This is a genomic window from Natronorubrum texcoconense (genome assembly GCF_900100335.1).
GTDB lineage: Archaea > Halobacteriota > Halobacteria > Halobacteriales > Natrialbaceae > Natronorubrum > Natronorubrum texcoconense.
In genome coordinates this window covers 276923-293391 of record NZ_FNFE01000007.1, presented here as the reverse complement: position 1 = coordinate 293391, position 16469 = coordinate 276923, and the positions used below count along the sequence as shown (strand labels likewise).

The following is a 16469-nucleotide window of genomic DNA, read 5'->3' as shown; positions in this document are numbered from 1 at the left end:
GTCCGGACGCAAACTGGACTACACATACATTACGGTCAGTAACCACCGATTACGGTAGCTCGGGCGGACGTCCGAGGGCCGGAAGACACTAGTCTTCCGGGTACAACGGTTCGAATCCGTTGATCGGCGTTACGGCGGCCAGAGCGGTGAGGTTCCTCCCGTACCCATCCCGAACACGGAAGATAAGCTCACCTGCGTATCGCGGAGTACTGGAGTGCGCGAGCCTCTGGGAAATGCGATTCGCCGCCTTCACTCATACTCGGCGATCCCTCGGGATCGCCACGCACATTACCCACGGAGCCACAGCGCTGGCTCTGTGGGTTTTTTGCGTATAGACGGCACAGTCGCTCAGTAACGATTGTGCCGTACCGCTATGCTTAAACGAACGCAGTGACAACAGCAAGACGCGCCAAGGTGGCAGAGTCCGGCCGAACGCAGCGGCCTGCAGAGCCGCCCACCGCCGGTTCAAATCCGGCCCTTGGCTTTCTATCGCGAACAACCCGTGAGCGACTGGTACCAAAATGCGGATTTGAATCTTGGAACGAGCGAAGCGACGTCTCTCCGGTTCAAATCGTCCCGTAGCCTCTTACTGAATAATTCACGAACGGCAGATACGTCCCTGCGGTAAACTGAGATTCTACGTGGACAGTTCTTGAACGTCGCTCAAGTTCGACTGCCAGGTTCCAATCGCTGTCATCGATAGCGTCAGTGATCGAGGAGTGACTTCGTAACAGAAGAGCCGGGCGCGATTATGAACGACGCCGAGACGGCCCTACTCGCTCGTTTTACTCGCTGCGCGGGCTGCGACTCGCTTGGTTCAAATCGCGATAGCCGCTTTGCTCATCGTATAATTTCTCGGGGCAGAAGCGGGTTGGGCGCGATTTGAACACACGGTCGATCGCTTCCTCGCTCACTCCGTTCGCGAGACTGCGCTCTCCCTGCGTTCAAATCGTGCCTGCCGGTTCACTCACCGATTCGCTGCGCTCATCGGTTCGTTACACGGGCCGGGCGCGATTTGAACACGCGACCGTCTGGTTAAAAGCCAGACGCTCTGCCAGACTGAGCTACCGGCCCCGTAGTTGCTACTTCCGGAGAGTGATGGTTAAACGTTTCTTTCTGCATCAGGCAGTGGTCGTCCTGGTGGTATTTTTCACGACAAATTGACGCACAGTCTCGTCCGAACACTATTCGAAGTAGTCTTCGAGTGCCTCGCTAACGATGGTTCCGGGTTCGACGCCGTCGATCGAGGCGCGACGCCGGAGATCACGATAGGTATTCGGAGTGAGCGTCAGTTCGAGTTGGCCGAGCGTGACGTTCTGATCGATCAACGCCTGCTCGATCGGGATATCGTCGTTGACAGCGCTCGCGACGCTGCGAACCTCGCGGACGGTGAGGTCGCCGTCGAGTGCGGCCCACGCGAGCAAGAGTCTGGCCTCGCCGCCGACGCGAGCGATGTGCTTGGCTGCAGTCGGCGCGATACGGCCAAGTGCGACCTGTTTGCGGACCGAGCGGGGGAGATCGTGGACGCGAGCCCACTTTCGAATGAAGGAGACAGTTGCGTCGCCGCCGGCCCGCTCCGCGGCAGCCTTGTAGGAGCCTTCGCCGCGGACGAGTGCGGCACAGGCGGCGGCGCCGCGGAGCATGTAGAGGTGGTCGTCGTTCGTCGAGCCAGCGGCGAACTGACGGACGATTTCGGCGGCGTCGGCGAGACTGCCGGGATCGTCAGGATCGAACTGCACGGCCTCGCGGGCGCGCGTTCCAGTGACCGATTCGTCGCCCCGGATAACTGGTGCACCGACGGGGGACTCTCGGTCCGTCGGGATCGATCGACCGCTGTCACGACGATTGGCGCTCCGATCGCCGGGCCGATTGTCGGTCATACCTCCGGTACGGGCTTCGAGGTCAAAAAAGTCGCTGCCATGGCGAATATCTCACTCGTCGCGCTGCTCGGCGAGATGCTCCCAGATTTCCGTACAGCCGGCACCCTCCTCGATGTCGTCGAGGTGGGCGTCGTCACGCTCCGCTTCGTCCTGCTCGTGCTCGGTTATCTCTGGTTTGCATTCGGCCGCGTCAGTCATGGATACCCTTTCGAACGCGGAGGGCATAAGTACCGCTTCGTCTGCAAGCGATACCCGTGCTCGGTCTTATCGGTTAGTGCTGCCGCTATCGTTGACGCACTCGAGCATCGTTCGTGTCGGAACGGCTGTCGCAGATCGCCATTACAGATCGATGACTCCGAAACGGGCTATCGGTAGTATCGTCGTATTCGACCAGTGCCGTGAGGTGCGGAGAATCTGTAGCCGTTCACTCGACATTTCGTATAGCCTCGACCCGTGGTCTCTTCAGGGCCGTGACCACAGTTCTATCGCGAGATCTCGAGCGAACGCTTCGGAACGCGGTTTCCCGTCGACGGACGACGGGAACCAGCGACGGCTCGTTTCAGGTCGAACGTCCAGTTTTGGCAACTTGGAATCGCCTGTCGAACGCCGTCAGTACGGGTAGATCGCGTGAGAGATCGACCGTTGGTGCTCGAAGCGGTCGGCAGGCGTGAGTCACTATGTTCGATTTTATAGGCAAATGGTGCCGATACGCGGGGTGCTGTTTAGTGTGGTATATCGAGAATGAGCGGTGCTATCGCGACACCCGGGTAAGACAGTGTCACGGGAACGCAACGGGGGCTTCAGTCCGGAGTCGGATTCGTGGGTGAGAATTGAATCGTGATCCACGGTTGTGCGATAAATCCAGCGCGTCACGGTAGATTGGGGCCCGACCGTTCGCTCGTCGCGGGGCCTAAGTGATCCCGCCGCGAGCGTTGCAGTATGTCCGATCGACTGATGTCGGTAACCGCTTACACGACGTTGGATTACGTCGAGGCCACAGCGAAGGGCCAGGAGTTCGAGTGGGAGTCGGTCGCCGTCGTGAACGCGACCACCGACACGGAGGAGCCCGATGCCGTCCACTTGCAACTCGAGCTCGACAACCTCTCCGAGCGACACCTGCCCAAACACATGGAGGACCTCGAGTTGACGCCCGAGCAGGCGCGAGCGCTGGCGGCGGACCTCGAGAAACACGCTGCCCGCGTAGAGAACGCGAGTACCGACGAGAACGACGGCGGCGAAACCAGCACGTAGCTCCCGCTCCATCGACAGCGCCTGCCGTCGCAGGCTGCCGATTCTTTCGGTTCCGTGGCGAACGATCCGCTGGTTCCACGATGAGTATGGACACGATTCAGGATCTGTTCGAGCACGGTCTCGAGGACATCTATCACGCCGAGCATCAGCTGTTGGACGCACTCGAAGACTTCGAGGAAAACACCGAGCACGAGGACATCGCACGGGCGTTCGCCGACCACCGCGAGGAGACCGAGGACCAGATCGAACGCCTCGAGGAGGTGTTCGACCTCTTCGGCGAGCCACCCGAAAAAGAGGAGTGTGACGGTATCGAAGGCCTGCTCCAGGAGTACGAGGAGTTCGTGGCGGCGGAGCCGAGCCAGGAAGTGATGGATTACCACAACATGGCCGCGGCCGAGAAGACCGAGCACTACGAAATCGCTGCCTACGGGAATCTGATCCCGCTCGCGGATCAGCTCGGACTGGACGAAGGCGCCGACCTGCTCGAGGAGAACCTTCGGGAGGAACAGGACGCCCTCGAGGAACTGAAGGAGCTGACCGAGCAGTTCGAGATGGACGCGATTCCGGCGGAGTAACTCACCTGTGCCGGACGAACGTACTGGCGACGACAAACGTATCGAGACCGACGAAGCCGTCGACACGTAATCGGTGACTGTCGTCTCGGCCGTCGACGATCCCGTGTGTATTTTCGCTGATCGATAGTCTGATCTCGCTGTCAACGCCTGAATTCGGGTCCGTCTCGCGCGAATCACTCTTGTCTCGAGTATTCGCTTGTCGATTCCCTGACCGACCGGTAACCCGCTGATAATTCCATGTGGGTTGGTGGCAAGCAGCAAATATATAGATAGGTGGACGTAGTGCGTTTGCCGGGTGATCCGACGATGGCTGATGTCCCAACAAAGACGGCACGAGCGGAGTGGGGAACCCGGTTCGGGTTCCTGATGGCGATGATCGGCGCGATGGTGGGCGCTGGAAACATCTGGCGGTTCCCGTACGTGATGGGTGATAACGGAGGTGGCGCGTTCGTTCTCGCCTTTCTCGTCCTGTTGTTCCTCCTTGCGGTACCGGGGTTGATGGCCGAGGTTGCACTCGGTCGGTACACGAACAAGGGAGTCATCGGCGCCTTCCGCGAGGTCGTCGGGCGGGGCGGGATGGTCGGCTTCGGCGTCGTCGTTATTTTGGTGAACATCGCGCTGATGTCGTACTACTCGCCGGTGATCGCCTGGACGCTGTACTACGCGGTTCACTCGCTGCTGTTTACGTTTACCGCGACCGGCTTCGAGGCCGAGGCGTTCATGAACGGGCTCTTCGCGAACTCGGCGCTGATGATCGGGCTCCACACGGTCGTGATGGGCTCGATCGCGGCGATTCTCGTCCTGGGAATCCGGCGCGGCGTCGAGCGAATCGTCGTCTACGCGGTGCCGGCGCTGGTGGTCGCGCTCGTAGTCATGACGATTCGCGGACTGACGTTGCCGGGGGCCAGCGAAGGGATCGCCTTCACCTTCGGTGTCCAGTGGGAGTATTTAACGTTCAGCGACACTTGGATCGCGGCGCTCGGTCAGGCGCTGTTCTCGACGGGTCTCGGCTGGGGGATCGCCCTAACTGTTGGGAGCTATCTACGGGAGTACGACGACGTCCCGCTCGGCGGTGGCGTCTTCACGGCGATCGGTGAGTCCAGTATCGGCATTCTCGCCGCCCTCGCCATCTTCCCCATCGTCTTCGCGGTCGGAGTCGACCCCGACGCCGGGGCTGGCCTCGCGTTCGTCTCGTTGGTCCAGGTCTTCCCCGAGATTCCGCTGGGCGGGCTCGTCGCGATCCTGTTTTTCGTCGGCTTCTTCCTCGCGACGTTCACGTCGGGGCTACTCATCACCGAAGTCAGCGTGACGACGGTGAGCGAGGAAACGCGATTCGATCGGACCCAGACGACGCTCGGAGTCTGTGGCGTGATCTGGCTGCTCGGTATTCCGAGCGCGTACTCCGTCGACGTTCTCGACTACCTCGACTTCGTCTTCGGGAACTGGGGGCTGCCGCTCGCAACGCTCGCCATCATCGGCATCATCGGCTGGGTCGTTGGGCCGAAACGGATCCGCATGCTCGCGGTCAACCGCAATGCGGGCATCTACATCGGCTCCTGGTGGGATCCCGTGATCAAGTACGTTATCCCCGCGGTCATGCTCTTCATCATGGGCTACTTCGCCTGGGAGAACTACGGCACCGCGGAGATGATCGGCGGCATGCTCGTGATCGTGCTGTTCCCGATCATCGGCTACGCGATCATGTCCGTCGTGGAGGGCCGGGGCGGTCAACCGGATCGCGCGGACGTTACTGGAGGTGACGACTGATGGCGCTGACTGCCGAAGTGCTGGCCATGCTCGCGTTCACCCTGCTCGCGTTCTGGGGGATCGCCGCGTGGGCGCTCGTCCGGACGCTGCGTCAGGAAGGGCGGAAAGTCGACATTCTCGAGCACCAGGACCGGATGGACACCTACTCGCCGAAAGCCCTCGCGGAGTTACGCGAGTGGGTCGAGGCCAACCCCGACGATCCGCTGGTCGACGAGGTCCGCGAACAGCACAACGAGTGCGTCGAGGTCCTCGAGCAGACCGACAGGCGCTTTTACGACTGGTCGGACGCGGAGGTCGAACGACTCGAGCGGGTCTGACCGCCGGATCGAGTCCGCCTCGTCCGCCGGCATTTCCTCGTCCGACGGCGTTCGCCTATCTGACCGGGGCTCGTCCGTCCGACGCTAGTTCTTTTACGATGCCGCCACTACCTGCAGGTGTGACACGGCCGGCTTCCGGAGCGCCTCACGGCGACAGCGGTCCCTCGATCCGCCCCGCAGAGCGCGCTGACCTGCTCGCGGTTACCCGTATCGAAAACGAGTCGTTCACTCAGCCCTGGCCGTACGACGCGTTCGACCGGTTTCTGGGCGAACCGGGCTTTCTCATCGCCCTCGAGGGGGGCGAGGTCGCCGGCTACATCGTCGCCGACGTCACGCGGAACTTCGGCCGAAGTCTCGGTCACGTGAAGGACATCGCGGTCCACCCGGACCACCGCGGCGCGGGCGTCGGCAGCCTATTACTCTCCCGGGCGCTCGCGGTGCTCACCGCCCACGGAGCCGACTCGGTCAAACTCGAGGTTCGTCGCTCGAACGACGGTGCGAAGCGTCTCTACCGGCAGTTCGGCTTCGAGCCGTTGCGGTTCGTCCCCGACTACTACGGGGACGATGAGGACGCGATCGTGATGATCCGTAAACTCGGCTGATCGTCGCTCGTCGGTTCTCGCTGTGTCGATTCCATGCTGGTTCTCGCTCTTCGATCGCCGTTTCAGCCGCGGGACGTGGACGTTTTACCGCGCGCGCTCGTACGGTCGGGCATGGGATACGCTTGCCCCGTCTGCGGCGCCGAACAGGCCGACGCGGCGCATCTCGCGAATCACCTCGCGATCACCGCGTCGCTCGGCCGGGAGGATCACCGCGAGTGGCTCGAGGAGTACGCCCCCGACTGGGGTGACTGCTCGCCAGAGGAGTTGGGCGAGCGCGTCACTCCACACGCCCCGGAGATCGAGACGCCCGACTTCGAAAGCGCGAGCCACGGCCACGACCACGGTCGACCGGACGGTCTCGAGGGCGGGATCGCCCAGCAGAGCCGCCAGCCCGGTCGCGGCTCGCTGACGGCCGAAGCCGAGGACGTTCTGCAGGAAGCCCGAGAACTGACGCGACAGATGCAGGCGGCGAGCGACGCGGACGACGATATCGAGGACAACGCGACTGAAGGCAGTGGCGACGATACCGAGGACGGTGGAGTCGAAAGCGCAGACGACACCGCCGAGAGCGGAGACGACACCGCCGAGAGCGGAAACGAAAACGCGTAACTGCCCGTCGATCGTTCGTCCGCGTATGCACACGGTGGGGACGTTCACCTTCGAGTCGGCGGCGGACGCACGCGAACAGTACGACGACGTCGGTCCGGCAGCTCAGACCGTCGTCCGCGAGGTCGCGAAAGCCATGGAGTTCGACCGCGAGGAGTACGCTGATCGCGTCTCGAGCGAAGTCATCGAGACCGCCCGCGATGCCCTCTTCGCGAGTCTGCTCGAGGTCCACGTCGGCACGCGTGAGACGTTCGACGACTGGCGGGAGTCGTACGACGGCGAGGTCTCGGTCGCCGGCCACGAGAACGTCGAAAACGTCGTCTGGCACGTCGGTCCCGAGGGTGAGGCCGTCGCCGCGACGTTCCAAAACGAGGAGGACGCGGCGGTCGCGACGCTTCGCCGGCAGGCGTTCGGGCAACTGTACCGGGACCTCCTGTAGTCGCTCGAGTCCCCTCAGTTCAGATTCTTCGTGCCGTCACTCGAGACAACCCGCAAAACTGTTCGGTAAACCGATATCATAATGCGTTTGTGAATACTATCCAACAACTACTACGATGCCCTCCGTACAGGACTTTCGCGACGGTCTGGCCGACGAGTCGCTACGGACGGCGATCCTCGCCGGTCTCGCGGCGGTGCCGTTCGTCGTTTTCTTCTCTTGGGAGGCGGTGATCGACGACGTCGTCGTTCTCGGCGGATCGATCTCGTTCTGGGCGCTGGCTCTGGCGGCGGTGTACGTCGGCTACCGCTACAGCGATCACGAAACCTCGAGTCGTCGCGCCGGTTTCTGGACCGGGCTCGCCGGTTCGCTTGGAACGGTACTGATCCACGTCGCCAACACGATCACGACGATCCAGTCGCTCTCGCCTCGTTGGGCCGTCATTACCATCGTCGCGACGCCGTTCGTCGCCGCTTTGGGCGTCGGGATCACCGCCCTGTTGACCATGCTCATCGCACAGTTCGTTGGCTGGGTGACGACGCGACTCGACCGAGACCGACGCATTCGGGACGGATCGAACGTCGTCGACGAACACATCACCGAGTCGCGGTGGTGGCTCCCGGTTGCCGCGTACGCGGTTCTGGCCCCGATCGTATTTGGCTCTCTGTTCTGGGAGATCTGGACGACGTCCGGTGGTGTCTGGTTGCTCGTCTCGCTGGTGGGTGTCGTCGGGTTGGTCGGCCTCTCGATCGTCGCCCTCGTCGGCCTCTTCGTCGACGCGACGGCTCCACGGGACGAAGGCGCGGCCTGGTTCCCGAACGCGCTCTTGTACGCGGGAGTTCCGATCGGAGCGTACGTCCTCGCCCACCTGACGGCCACCCTCTGGACGCTGGAGAACCCGCCCGGCTACGGGATGTACGCGTTCCTCGGTGCGCTTTGGCTGACGTCGGTCGTCTACGTTATCCACCGACATCGGTACGTTGGCACGCTGTCGCGCCACTCCGCGTAGCGACGCTCTCGATCGATCGCTCGAGGCCGACTCCATCAACCGATGGCGAACTGTAAGCGGAACGATTTTATTCGCTCCCACTGTAGTGGGATCTATGAGCACTGACGGTGAGGACCGTCGAATCGACGGCAAGGGACGCGTAACCATCCCACAGCGAATACGCGAGCAGTTGAACCTCGAGCCGGGTGAACGCGTTTCCGTCGGTGTCGAAGAGGGAGCTGTCGTCGTGCGTCCGCGAGTGTCTCGTTCGACGTTCATCGAATCGATGCGCGGGTGCATCACTGCAGAGTCGAAAGCCGCCGACGCGCCGGAGGTCTCGCCGGGCGATCTGAAAGCCGATTGGACGTCCGATCTCCCGAACGAACCGTAGCAATGTACTGTCTCGATGCGAACGTCTGGATCTATTTCCTCGACCAGTCGCTCGAGGAACACGACGACGTCGCTTCGGTCGTCGTTCCACTTCTCGAGGCGAAACCGCTGTTCACGACGACGGTTCTCCAGATGGAAGTCGTTCATTATCTGCACACGCAGCTCTCGGAGCCGATGTCCGCGATCGATCGCTTTCTCGCCCTTGAGGACGTTTTCGTCGCGGATTTGACTCCACGTGACGTCGAGAGCGGGGCGACGATGCTCCAAACATATCCACACACCGGAATCGGTGGTCGTGACGCGACGGTTCTCGCAGCGATGCGTCGTCATGACGTTTCACACCTGTGGACCCACGATACCGGACTGAAACGAACGGCCGCCGAACTCGAGTGGCTCGAGGTTTTCGATCCAGTCGAGGCAGAGGCGGAATCTCGATGACCACTCGAGCGAACGGCACCTATTACCCGCTCGAGGCCGACGTCACTCTCGATGACTGCACCCGACGAGTGGGAGCTTCGCGAGGCGGTCACCGAGTACGAAACCGGCTGGTACGACGGCGGCTACGACCTGCTCGAGCAACCCGACGGAACCGAGAAGCGCTACTACTGGGCCGACCTGCCGCCGGCGGTCGTCGTGGTCGCCCGGATCGATGGCACCCTCGCCGCGTCCGTCGTCGGTGACGAGACCGAAACTGACGACGGGAGGGACGCCAACGGCGGCAGCGACGGCGATCGCCTCCTCTTCGTCGAACAGTATCGGCCGGCGATCCGCGAAACCCATCTCGAACTTCCCGCTGGCATCGTCGAGGACGGCGAATCCTACACACACGCCGCCGCCCGCGAACTCGAGGAGGAGACCGGATTCAAACCCTCGAGCACCGCGCTCCTCCAGGAGTACGCGGTCGCGACGGGCGTCCTCCGACACGATCGCGGTATCGTCTACGCCGAGGGGCTCGAGCCCGGCGAGCGCGAGTTGGATAACAACGAGTTCCTCGAGGTGACGACGGTGCCGATCGAGACGGCCCTCGAGCGCGCCCGCGAGCAGCCGGCGAACGACTCGACGGTGTCGGCGCTGTTGCTGGCGAAAGAAGACGGCGTGCTCTGAGCGAGGTGGCTCGCACCGACACTGGAGGAGTATTCGAGTTTGCACGGGTCAGTGACTACCGACCGCGGGTTGTTGCACGCCGCTTCTTCGGACGACTGTCGCCGCGAAGCGGCGCACATCATTGTGGATATTTCTGAATTCGATTGGAACGACTTGTACGCGGGACACGGCCAGTAACGAGTACGCGTCCAAACGTATCCAGGCGAAGCGGTTCAAAAAAGCCGGATACCGCTATTTCGAGCCGAGTCCGAACGGGAGACGGCTGCGTTCGCGGCCCCCGGCGTCCTCGAGCGGTCGCTCTTCCGCTTCGACGCTCGCGGCGAGCGCCAGTCCCACGACGGCAAGCATGATGATCACGCCGCCGGCGAGCGTCACGAGCGTGAGACCGCCCAGCGAGAGTCCGATCACGAAGACGACGGTGCCGACGAGTTGCAGGGCGAACACCCCTTCAAAGGGAATTGATTCTCGGTTCATACGTGAATAGAGGCGCTCTGCGTAGATAACGGATTCATACGAACGGACGGTATCTCCGCCGCACTGGCAGGATCGTCGTTCCTCGCGTCACCGCTCTCGGCTGGCTCCGTCCGCGAGAATCGACCCGTGGGCTTATTCTGTCCGAGTTCCAACCCGGCAGTAATGGACGGCGAAATCTCCCCCGACGAGGTCAAAGACCTTCTCGAGGACGATGCCGACGTACGTATCGTGGACATTCGCGATGCACAGAGCTTCACGCACAGCCACATCCCCGACAGCGAGAACGTTCCGTTCCACGAACTGACGAGTCGCGTCGAGGAGTTCGAGGGCGACGACCACATCGTCACGGTCTGTCCCCACGGCAAGGCCAGCGTGCAGGCAGCACAGCTCATCGGCTCCTACGAGGGCACCGCGGACGCCCGCGTCGAGAGCATGGCCGGGGGGCTCGAGAAGTACGGGATGAAGTACGGCCTCGCCCGCCCGGAGGAGGAGACGGACGAGTCCGCGAACGCAGAATCTCCGTTCTGAACTCGCGACTCGGTCGTTGGGTCTCGAATCGGTCCTGAACCGAGAGCGGGGGCACTCGAGTCGCCCGTAAGTTGTTCGCCGCCGCCTCGATTTCGATTTCCGTCGCGTCGACTGATCACGCCGCTATGGTTACTGTAGCCGAAAACAGATCACAATCGCTGAGAGGCGATTCGCGAGTCGATCGTGACGCTCGGAAGTCGTCTCAGATCATCGCGGGCATTAGGCGACGTTGAAGCCGCGGTCCCGAAGGAACTCTTCGATGCGGCCCCTGTGATTGCCTTGCAGTTCGATCTGGCCGTCTTCGACGGTTCCCCCGCAGGCGAACTTGGACTTCAAGTCCGACGAGAGACTGTCTAAGTCGACGTCCTTCGGATCGAATCCTTCGACGATCGTTACCTCTTTACCGTATCTGCGCTCGTCAATGCGGATATTGAGTTGCTGTTGTCCCTTGGCTACGTCTTCGCAGACGCAAAGTTCCTCGGGCAGCCCGCACGTCGAGCAGACTTCCGACATTACGTTCCATGCTACGAAACGGCCATATTAAACACTATCGGGACCTACATGCCCTCGCGTGGTTCTTTTTGAGGTAGACGGGGCTGACGAGACGACGGATCGGGGCGACATCGGTGTTACCGGCGACCGACGATTGGGAGGCGCGCTCGAGTGAACTCGTCGACGAGTTCGATCGTTTCGTCGGCCTCGTTCCGACTGACGCCGCCGCCGTAGAGCGCTCGCTCGTAGCGGTCGACGACGGTTGCGACCTGCGGACCGACGTCTCTGTCCGGATCGGCGGACAGCGCCTCGAGGTAGCTTCGGGCGGACTCCGAGCGCTCGCGCGGTCGGTACTCGCGTGCGAGTACGCGCTCGAGTCGCCGGTAGGCGCGTTCGGTATCGCGGTCGGGGTCGTCGGTCCGTCGCTGCCAGTAGCAGCCGACGGTTCGTCGAACGCGGTCGGTCGCGCCGGTGCGGTGGACGCCGGCGACCACCCCGACGAGTGCGACCAGGCCGATCGCGGCCGTCTCGCGCGAGACGGAGAGTGCGGAAATGAGGCTACTCACGAGTCCGTCGTCGCGATCGCTCGCCTCGACGCTCGCGCCGGCGCCGTCCGAGCCGTCGTCGGACCCACTCTGATCGTCGTCGGAACCGGGATCGGTCTCGTTGCCGTCTGGCCCGTCGTCGGAACCAGGGTCAGTCTCGTTCAGGTCGGAGCCGTCGTCGTCAGCCCCGTTCTCGTCGGGATTGTCCGCGCTCTCGTCGTCATCGTCGCTGACCGGAACGTCCTGGCTCGAGTCGGTGTCGACGTTGTCGGCGCCGTCCGAGCGGGCCTGTTCGACGCTGTCGGCGTGGGCCTCGTCGCGCGGGCCCGGCGGCGTCGGCTCGAAGGCGACCCAGCCGTGGTCGGGGAAGTAGACCTCGACCCAGGCGTGGGCGTCGGTGCCGCGGACGACGTACTCGTCGTCGTCGACCTCCTGCCCGGCCGTGTAGCCGGTGACGTAGCGGGCCGGAACGTCCTCCGCGCGCAGCATCTGGGTCATCGCCGTCGCGAAGTAGACGCAGTAGCCTTCGTCCATCTCGAGCAGGAACTCCTCGGCGACGTTGCCGTTGGGTCGGTCGACCTCGAGCGAGTAGTCCTTCGTCGAGCGGAGATGGGCCTCGATGGCGACAGCCTTGTCGTACGGAGTGTCGGCGTCGGCGGTGATCTCGGCGGTACGCTCCTCGAACTCGCTCGAGGTGCTCTCGGGGGTCTGGAGGTAGTCGCCCTCGAGGATCGGCTGCGGATAGTTCGTCCCCGCAGCGCGGAGTTCGGCCGCGTCAGGGTCGATGATCGCACTTTCGACGGCGTAGCTGTCGCCCTCGATTACGGACGTCGTCGGGTGGAACTGCCCGTGCGCGCTGACCTCGGTGTGCTGGGCGAGATCGCCTTCGATGGCGAGTGGCTGCCCCGCGGCCGGCAAGACGCCGAGGTTGGTTTCGGCGGTGACGACCTGTCGGACTCGCTCGTGCTCGCCGGGCGGTTCCTCGAGCGGGCCGTCGTAGGCGCTGGCGTCGCCAGTTCGGACCCACTCGTCGCCCGCGAAGCGGTCGTAGACGCCCGTTCGCCAGTAGGCTCCTCGTTCGGACTCGACGGTGAACCGCACCTCCGGCGAGAGATCGACGGAGCCGCCGATCCCCGACCGCTCGGAGGAGTAGTCGATCGCGCCCTCGAGCGTGTTGGGATCGCCGCCGGAGAGGTGGTCCGAAGAGCCCGAGCCGTCGGGAACGACCGTGACCGACAGCGAGAGGACGATGATCAGCGCAAAGGAGACCGCAAGCAGGTCGGCCTGGGCGACGGAGCCGCCGCGTCGCTCGAGTTCGCCGAAGCCGACGGCCCCGACCGCGGCCAGCGTCCCGAGCAGCGTGACCGTCGTCCCGGCGTCGCCGGTCAGGACGAGAAAGATCAGCGCGAAGCCGCCGGGAATCACGGCGAGTGCGTACCGACTTCGAACGGCGAGATACCACGAGAGGAAGACTGGCGCGGGGACGAACGCGAGCGTCCAGACGCCGGCTTCGACCATTCGGAGCAGCGGGAGGCCGGCCACGAGCGTGACCGTGTCCGAGAGGATCGCGTCGCTCGCCGAGAACACGACGTCGACGCCGACGCCGGTGATCTCGAGGTAGTAGCCGAAGCCGACCGCGCCGGCGACGAGCGCAGCGACGACCGCCGTTCGGGGGCGAATGGTCCAGGCGAGCACCGTCGCGACGACGATCACCGCCCCGACGAGGGCGAACAGCGACTGGGTGCCGCCGACGACGCGGGTCACCTCGCGCAGCACGCTCACGTACGAGGCAGTCATGACCAGCACGCACCCCAGCGCGAGCAGCCGGAACGTGTCCGGACCGATCGACCCGTCCAGACCGAGATCCGCCGTCCGGTCGCCGGCGTGGGACTCCGACTTCGCGCTCACGAGGCCACCCCCGACTCGTCGCCGTCGGCCCGCTCACGAGTCGCCTGGCCGATCGGGCTGGGTCGTTGGCTCTGCCGGTTCCCCCGACGAGTCTCGACGAGCCGGTCGAACGGGATCGATCGGCCGTCGACGACGACCGTCGTTCCGTCGCCGTCGGCTCGGACGACGATATCCGCCGCCCGTCGCTGCTCGTCCTCGAGGTCGCCGGCTTCGAGGACGGCGAACGCCGCCAGCAGGGTGTGGCGGTGGTCCGGTCCGGATCCAGGCGGGTACTCGCCGTTGGGGACGGTCACGCCGACGCCGACGTCGGCCTCGAGCAGGTAGGTCGCGACGCTCGCGACGGCAGTCGCCAGGTCGTCGTCCCGGCCGGGAGCACACTCCGCGGCGATCGTTACGGACCCGGTCTCCTCGTCGGCGGCGTACTCCGTGACGACGAGATCCGAGTCGGGTCGCTTGGCGGCGGACTTCCAGTGGACGTCGCGCAACGAGTCGCCGCGCTGGTACTCTCGCAGGTGGTCGAACTCCTCTCGGTCGCCGCGCTCGCGCTCGACGAACGCCCGAAGGTCGCTTCCGGGGCCGCTCCGGAGGTCGTGAACGCGCGGATAGACGAGCACGGACGTCGTTTCCGCGTCGTCGAACCGCCGCTTGAACAGTCCGAAGACGTCGGTGACGGTGATCGTCAGGGGCCCGAGTCGATGGTCGCCTCGTCGCTCGAGTCGCACTGCGTATTCGAACCGGTCGTCGCCCTCGAGGGTCGTCGTCGCGGCGGGCGCGCCGCTCCCGTCGATCTCGGTTTCGGCTCCACTGACCGACTCGACGTCGGTAACCGCGGCTCCCTCGCCGACGGCGTCGCGAACGGTCGCCGAGACGGCGGACGCGGTCTCGAGCCCGATCTCGACCGTTCGGCGGTCGTCGACGAACCCCGCGGCGACGGGGGCACGTCTCACTTCGGGCCGCGTGGCTCGTGCGGTCGTCAGCGCACCGACGACCAGCACGACCAGCAGCGGCGTCACGACGGCGTTCAGCGCACGGGGACCGAACTCCCACGCCATCGCGAACGAGAGCGCGACGATGCCGATGGCAGTCCAGCCGCGAATCGTCGGTCGCATCTGTTACTCCACGGAGACGCGCTCGAGGGCGTTCGAAACGACCGCCTCGCCGTCGCGGTCGTGATCGGTCGTCCTGATCCGGTGGGGGAGGACGACGGGGGCTTCGGCCTGGACGTCGTCCGGAATCACGTAGTCGCGAGCGTCGGTGGCGGCTCGGGCCTGTGCGGCCCGCAGGAGGGCGATCGTTCCGCGGGGACTGACGCCGATTCGGGCGTGCTCGCGGGTGTAGCCCGCCAGTCGCGTCGCGTACTCTCGAACCGGCGCTTCGACGCGTATCTGTGCGACGGTCTCGCGGGCGGCGACGATCGTCTCGAGGTCGGTCACCGACTCGAGGTCCTCGATCGGGTGGTGGCCGACCGTGCGGCCCAGCATCTCGGCTTCCTCCTCGGGCTCGGGGTAGCCTAACTGGAGTTTCTTCATGAACCGGTCGAGTTCGGCGAACGGCAGGTCGTAGGTCCGGTTCGGCTCGATCGCGTTCTGCGTCGCGATCACGGTGAAGGGGTCGGGCAGGTCGCGGGTCGTTCCGTCGACGGTTACTTGCTCTTCCTCCATGGCCTCGAGCAGCGCGGACTGGGTCTTCGGCGGGGCGCGGTTGATCTCGTCGCCCAAAACGATGTTGCCGAAGACGGGCCCGCGTTGGAACTCGAACTCGCGGCTCTGCTGGTTGAAGACGTTCACGCCGGTGACGTCGGCGGGGAGGAGATCGGGGGTGAACTGAACCCGGCGAAACGTACAGTCGACGGACGTCGCGATCGACCGGGCGAGCATCGTCTTGCCGACGCCGGGGACGTCGTCGAGCAGGACGTGGCCGCGGCCGAGCATGGCGGTAACGACGTGTTCGATCGCCTCCTCGTGGCCCACGATCACGTCGGCGACGTTCGCCTCGATCTCGGCACAGAGGTCGGCGACCGTCGAGACGTCGAGGGCCGCCCGATCCGGGCTGGCGGTCTGCGTCGGCGGGTTCACGTCAGTCATGGTTCGTACACGTCTGGAAAGCGGGGACCGGTCGAACCTCTCATCAGTACGTCAGTAGTGGCTCCGGACCATAGGCTTTGCGTCACGTTACCCGAATGTCAGCTGTCGCTGCTCGGTTTGTGGAGCGCCAGTGCTACTACCTCCGGACGTTGTTCCGCTCGAGCGGCGTGTCTCGGATCGGAACGGCCTCGGATCCGAGACAGCCGCTGCTAGCGACGTAACAATCAGAGAACGATACCACTCCGTGAATTCGCCTTACAGGCGTTCGAGGTTCGTCGCTCGTGGGCCCTTCTCGGCCTCCTCGATGTCGAACTCGACCTCCTGTCCCTCCTCGAGATCAGGGCCGCCGACGTCTTCCATGTGGAAGAACACGTCGTCGTCTGCGTCGTCGGTTTCGATGAATCCATAGCCGCCAGTGTCGTTGAAGAAGTCGACCGTACCTTTCGCCATTGCAAGTGTATCAATCCGCGACAGAGATATAAAGCTTCGGGAGTACACTCGCAGGCACCTTCGCAAAAACTC

The 16469-nt window shown here is 64.0% G+C and carries 20 protein-coding genes, 2 tRNA genes and 1 rRNA gene; 14 read left to right on the top strand and 9 right to left on the bottom strand.

Going from position 1 to position 16469, the window contains the following annotated elements:
• Window positions 1–130: 130 nt before the first annotated feature.
• Both rrf and BLT08_RS19550 read left to right on the top strand, forming a co-directional pair.
• Window positions 131–252 (top strand): 5S ribosomal RNA (rrf, locus tag BLT08_RS19555).
• Window positions 253–408: 156 nt separating this feature from the next.
• Window positions 409–484, top strand: a tRNA-Cys gene (locus BLT08_RS19550).
• Window positions 485–1000: 516 nt separating this feature from the next.
• On the opposite strand, the gene BLT08_RS19545 is transcribed toward BLT08_RS19550, so the two are convergent.
• From BLT08_RS19545 to BLT08_RS23170, 3 genes are all read right to left on the bottom strand, one after another.
• A tRNA-Lys gene (locus BLT08_RS19545) sits at window positions 1001–1074 on the bottom strand.
• Window positions 1075–1184: 110 nt separating this feature from the next.
• Window positions 1185–1880, bottom strand: a complete 696-nt coding sequence (locus tag BLT08_RS19540; protein ID WP_090311331.1) for a DUF7119 family protein — start codon at window positions 1878–1880, stop codon at window positions 1185–1187.
• A gap of 51 nt (window positions 1881–1931) precedes the next feature.
• Window positions 1932–2078 (bottom strand): hypothetical protein, encoded by a 147-nt coding sequence (locus tag BLT08_RS23170; RefSeq protein ID WP_175529387.1) that lies wholly within the window; start codon window positions 2076–2078, stop codon window positions 1932–1934.
• Between the two features lie 741 nt (window positions 2079–2819).
• Between BLT08_RS23170 and BLT08_RS19535 the strand changes: the two genes are divergently transcribed.
• The 11 genes from BLT08_RS19535 to BLT08_RS19485 all read left to right on the top strand — a co-directional run bounded on the left by BLT08_RS19535 (window position 2820) and on the right by BLT08_RS19485 (window position 9916).
• A complete protein-coding gene (locus BLT08_RS19535; RefSeq protein ID WP_090311330.1) occupies window positions 2820–3131 on the top strand; it encodes a DUF6360 family protein in 312 nt (103 codons plus the stop codon).
• 80 nt (window positions 3132–3211) lie between these two features.
• Window positions 3212–3706 carry a YciE/YciF ferroxidase family protein gene (locus BLT08_RS19530; RefSeq protein WP_090311328.1) on the top strand — a complete coding sequence of 165 codons (495 nt, stop codon included), beginning with the start codon at window positions 3212–3214 and terminating at the stop codon, window positions 3704–3706.
• A 306-nt stretch (window positions 3707–4012) separates the two neighbouring features.
• The gene (locus tag BLT08_RS19525; protein ID WP_090311325.1) at window positions 4013–5473 is read left to right on the top strand and encodes a sodium-dependent transporter; all 1461 of its coding nucleotides are present in this window, start codon (window positions 4013–4015) and stop codon (window positions 5471–5473) included.
• Window positions 5473–5790 carry a DUF8026 family protein gene (locus BLT08_RS19520; protein ID WP_090311323.1) on the top strand — a complete coding sequence of 106 codons (318 nt, stop codon included), beginning with the start codon at window positions 5473–5475 and terminating at the stop codon, window positions 5788–5790. The genes BLT08_RS19525 and BLT08_RS19520 overlap by 1 nt, the downstream gene beginning before the upstream one ends.
• Window positions 5791–5909: 119 nt before the next feature.
• A complete protein-coding gene (gene rimI, locus BLT08_RS19515) occupies window positions 5910–6392 on the top strand; it encodes a ribosomal protein S18-alanine N-acetyltransferase (protein ID WP_090311320.1) in 483 nt (160 codons plus the stop codon).
• Between the two features lie 111 nt (window positions 6393–6503).
• Window positions 6504–7001, top strand: a complete 498-nt coding sequence (locus BLT08_RS19510) for a DUF5810 domain-containing protein (protein WP_090311383.1) — start codon at window positions 6504–6506, stop codon at window positions 6999–7001.
• Between the two features lie 25 nt (window positions 7002–7026).
• Window positions 7027–7437 carry a DUF5809 family protein gene (locus BLT08_RS19505; protein WP_090311318.1) on the top strand — a complete coding sequence of 137 codons (411 nt, stop codon included), beginning with the start codon at window positions 7027–7029 and terminating at the stop codon, window positions 7435–7437.
• A 115-nt stretch (window positions 7438–7552) separates the two neighbouring features.
• On the top strand, window positions 7553–8443 hold the full coding sequence (locus BLT08_RS19500; protein ID WP_090311307.1) for a hypothetical protein: 891 nt from the start codon (window positions 7553–7555) through the stop codon (window positions 8441–8443).
• A 94-nt stretch (window positions 8444–8537) separates the two neighbouring features.
• Window positions 8538–8813 carry an AbrB/MazE/SpoVT family DNA-binding domain-containing protein gene (locus BLT08_RS19495; RefSeq protein WP_090311305.1) on the top strand — a complete coding sequence of 92 codons (276 nt, stop codon included), beginning with the start codon at window positions 8538–8540 and terminating at the stop codon, window positions 8811–8813.
• A gap of 2 nt (window positions 8814–8815) precedes the next feature.
• Window positions 8816–9250 (top strand): type II toxin-antitoxin system VapC family toxin, encoded by a 435-nt coding sequence (locus tag BLT08_RS19490; protein ID WP_090311302.1) that lies wholly within the window; start codon window positions 8816–8818, stop codon window positions 9248–9250.
• 51 nt (window positions 9251–9301) lie between these two features.
• Entirely contained in the window at window positions 9302–9916 is a 615-nt protein-coding gene (locus BLT08_RS19485) for an NUDIX hydrolase (RefSeq protein WP_090311300.1), read from the top strand.
• Between the two features lie 231 nt (window positions 9917–10147).
• Here BLT08_RS19485 and BLT08_RS19480 read toward each other — a convergent pair whose 3' ends face one another.
• Window positions 10148–10390: a hypothetical protein gene (locus BLT08_RS19480; protein ID WP_090311298.1), complete on the bottom strand. Its 243-nt coding sequence runs from the start codon at window positions 10388–10390 to the stop codon at window positions 10148–10150.
• A gap of 162 nt (window positions 10391–10552) precedes the next feature.
• Here BLT08_RS19480 and BLT08_RS19475 point away from each other — a divergent pair, with 162 nt between their 5' ends.
• Window positions 10553–10918, top strand: coding sequence for a rhodanese-like domain-containing protein (locus tag BLT08_RS19475; protein WP_090311297.1), 366 nt, complete (start codon window positions 10553–10555; stop codon window positions 10916–10918).
• A gap of 219 nt (window positions 10919–11137) precedes the next feature.
• Here the strand turns inward: BLT08_RS19475 and yciH are convergent, their stop codons facing one another.
• The 5 genes from yciH to BLT08_RS19450 all read right to left on the bottom strand — a co-directional run bounded on the left by yciH (window position 11138) and on the right by BLT08_RS19450 (window position 16397).
• A complete protein-coding gene (gene yciH, locus BLT08_RS19470) occupies window positions 11138–11431 on the bottom strand; it encodes a stress response translation initiation inhibitor YciH (protein WP_006088627.1) in 294 nt (97 codons plus the stop codon).
• A 116-nt stretch (window positions 11432–11547) separates the two neighbouring features.
• A complete protein-coding gene (locus tag BLT08_RS19465) occupies window positions 11548–13863 on the bottom strand; it encodes a transglutaminase TgpA family protein (protein ID WP_090311294.1) in 2316 nt (771 codons plus the stop codon).
• The gene (locus BLT08_RS19460) at window positions 13860–14972 is read right to left on the bottom strand and encodes a DUF58 domain-containing protein (protein ID WP_090311293.1); all 1113 of its coding nucleotides are present in this window, start codon (window positions 14970–14972) and stop codon (window positions 13860–13862) included. The genes BLT08_RS19465 and BLT08_RS19460 overlap by 4 nt, the downstream gene beginning before the upstream one ends.
• A 3-nt stretch (window positions 14973–14975) precedes the next feature.
• The gene (locus BLT08_RS19455; RefSeq protein WP_090311291.1) at window positions 14976–15947 is read right to left on the bottom strand and encodes an AAA family ATPase; all 972 of its coding nucleotides are present in this window, start codon (window positions 15945–15947) and stop codon (window positions 14976–14978) included.
• A 255-nt stretch (window positions 15948–16202) separates the two neighbouring features.
• Entirely contained in the window at window positions 16203–16397 is a 195-nt protein-coding gene (locus BLT08_RS19450; protein ID WP_006088631.1) for a cold-shock protein, read from the bottom strand.
• Between the last annotated feature and the right edge of the window lie 72 nt (window positions 16398–16469).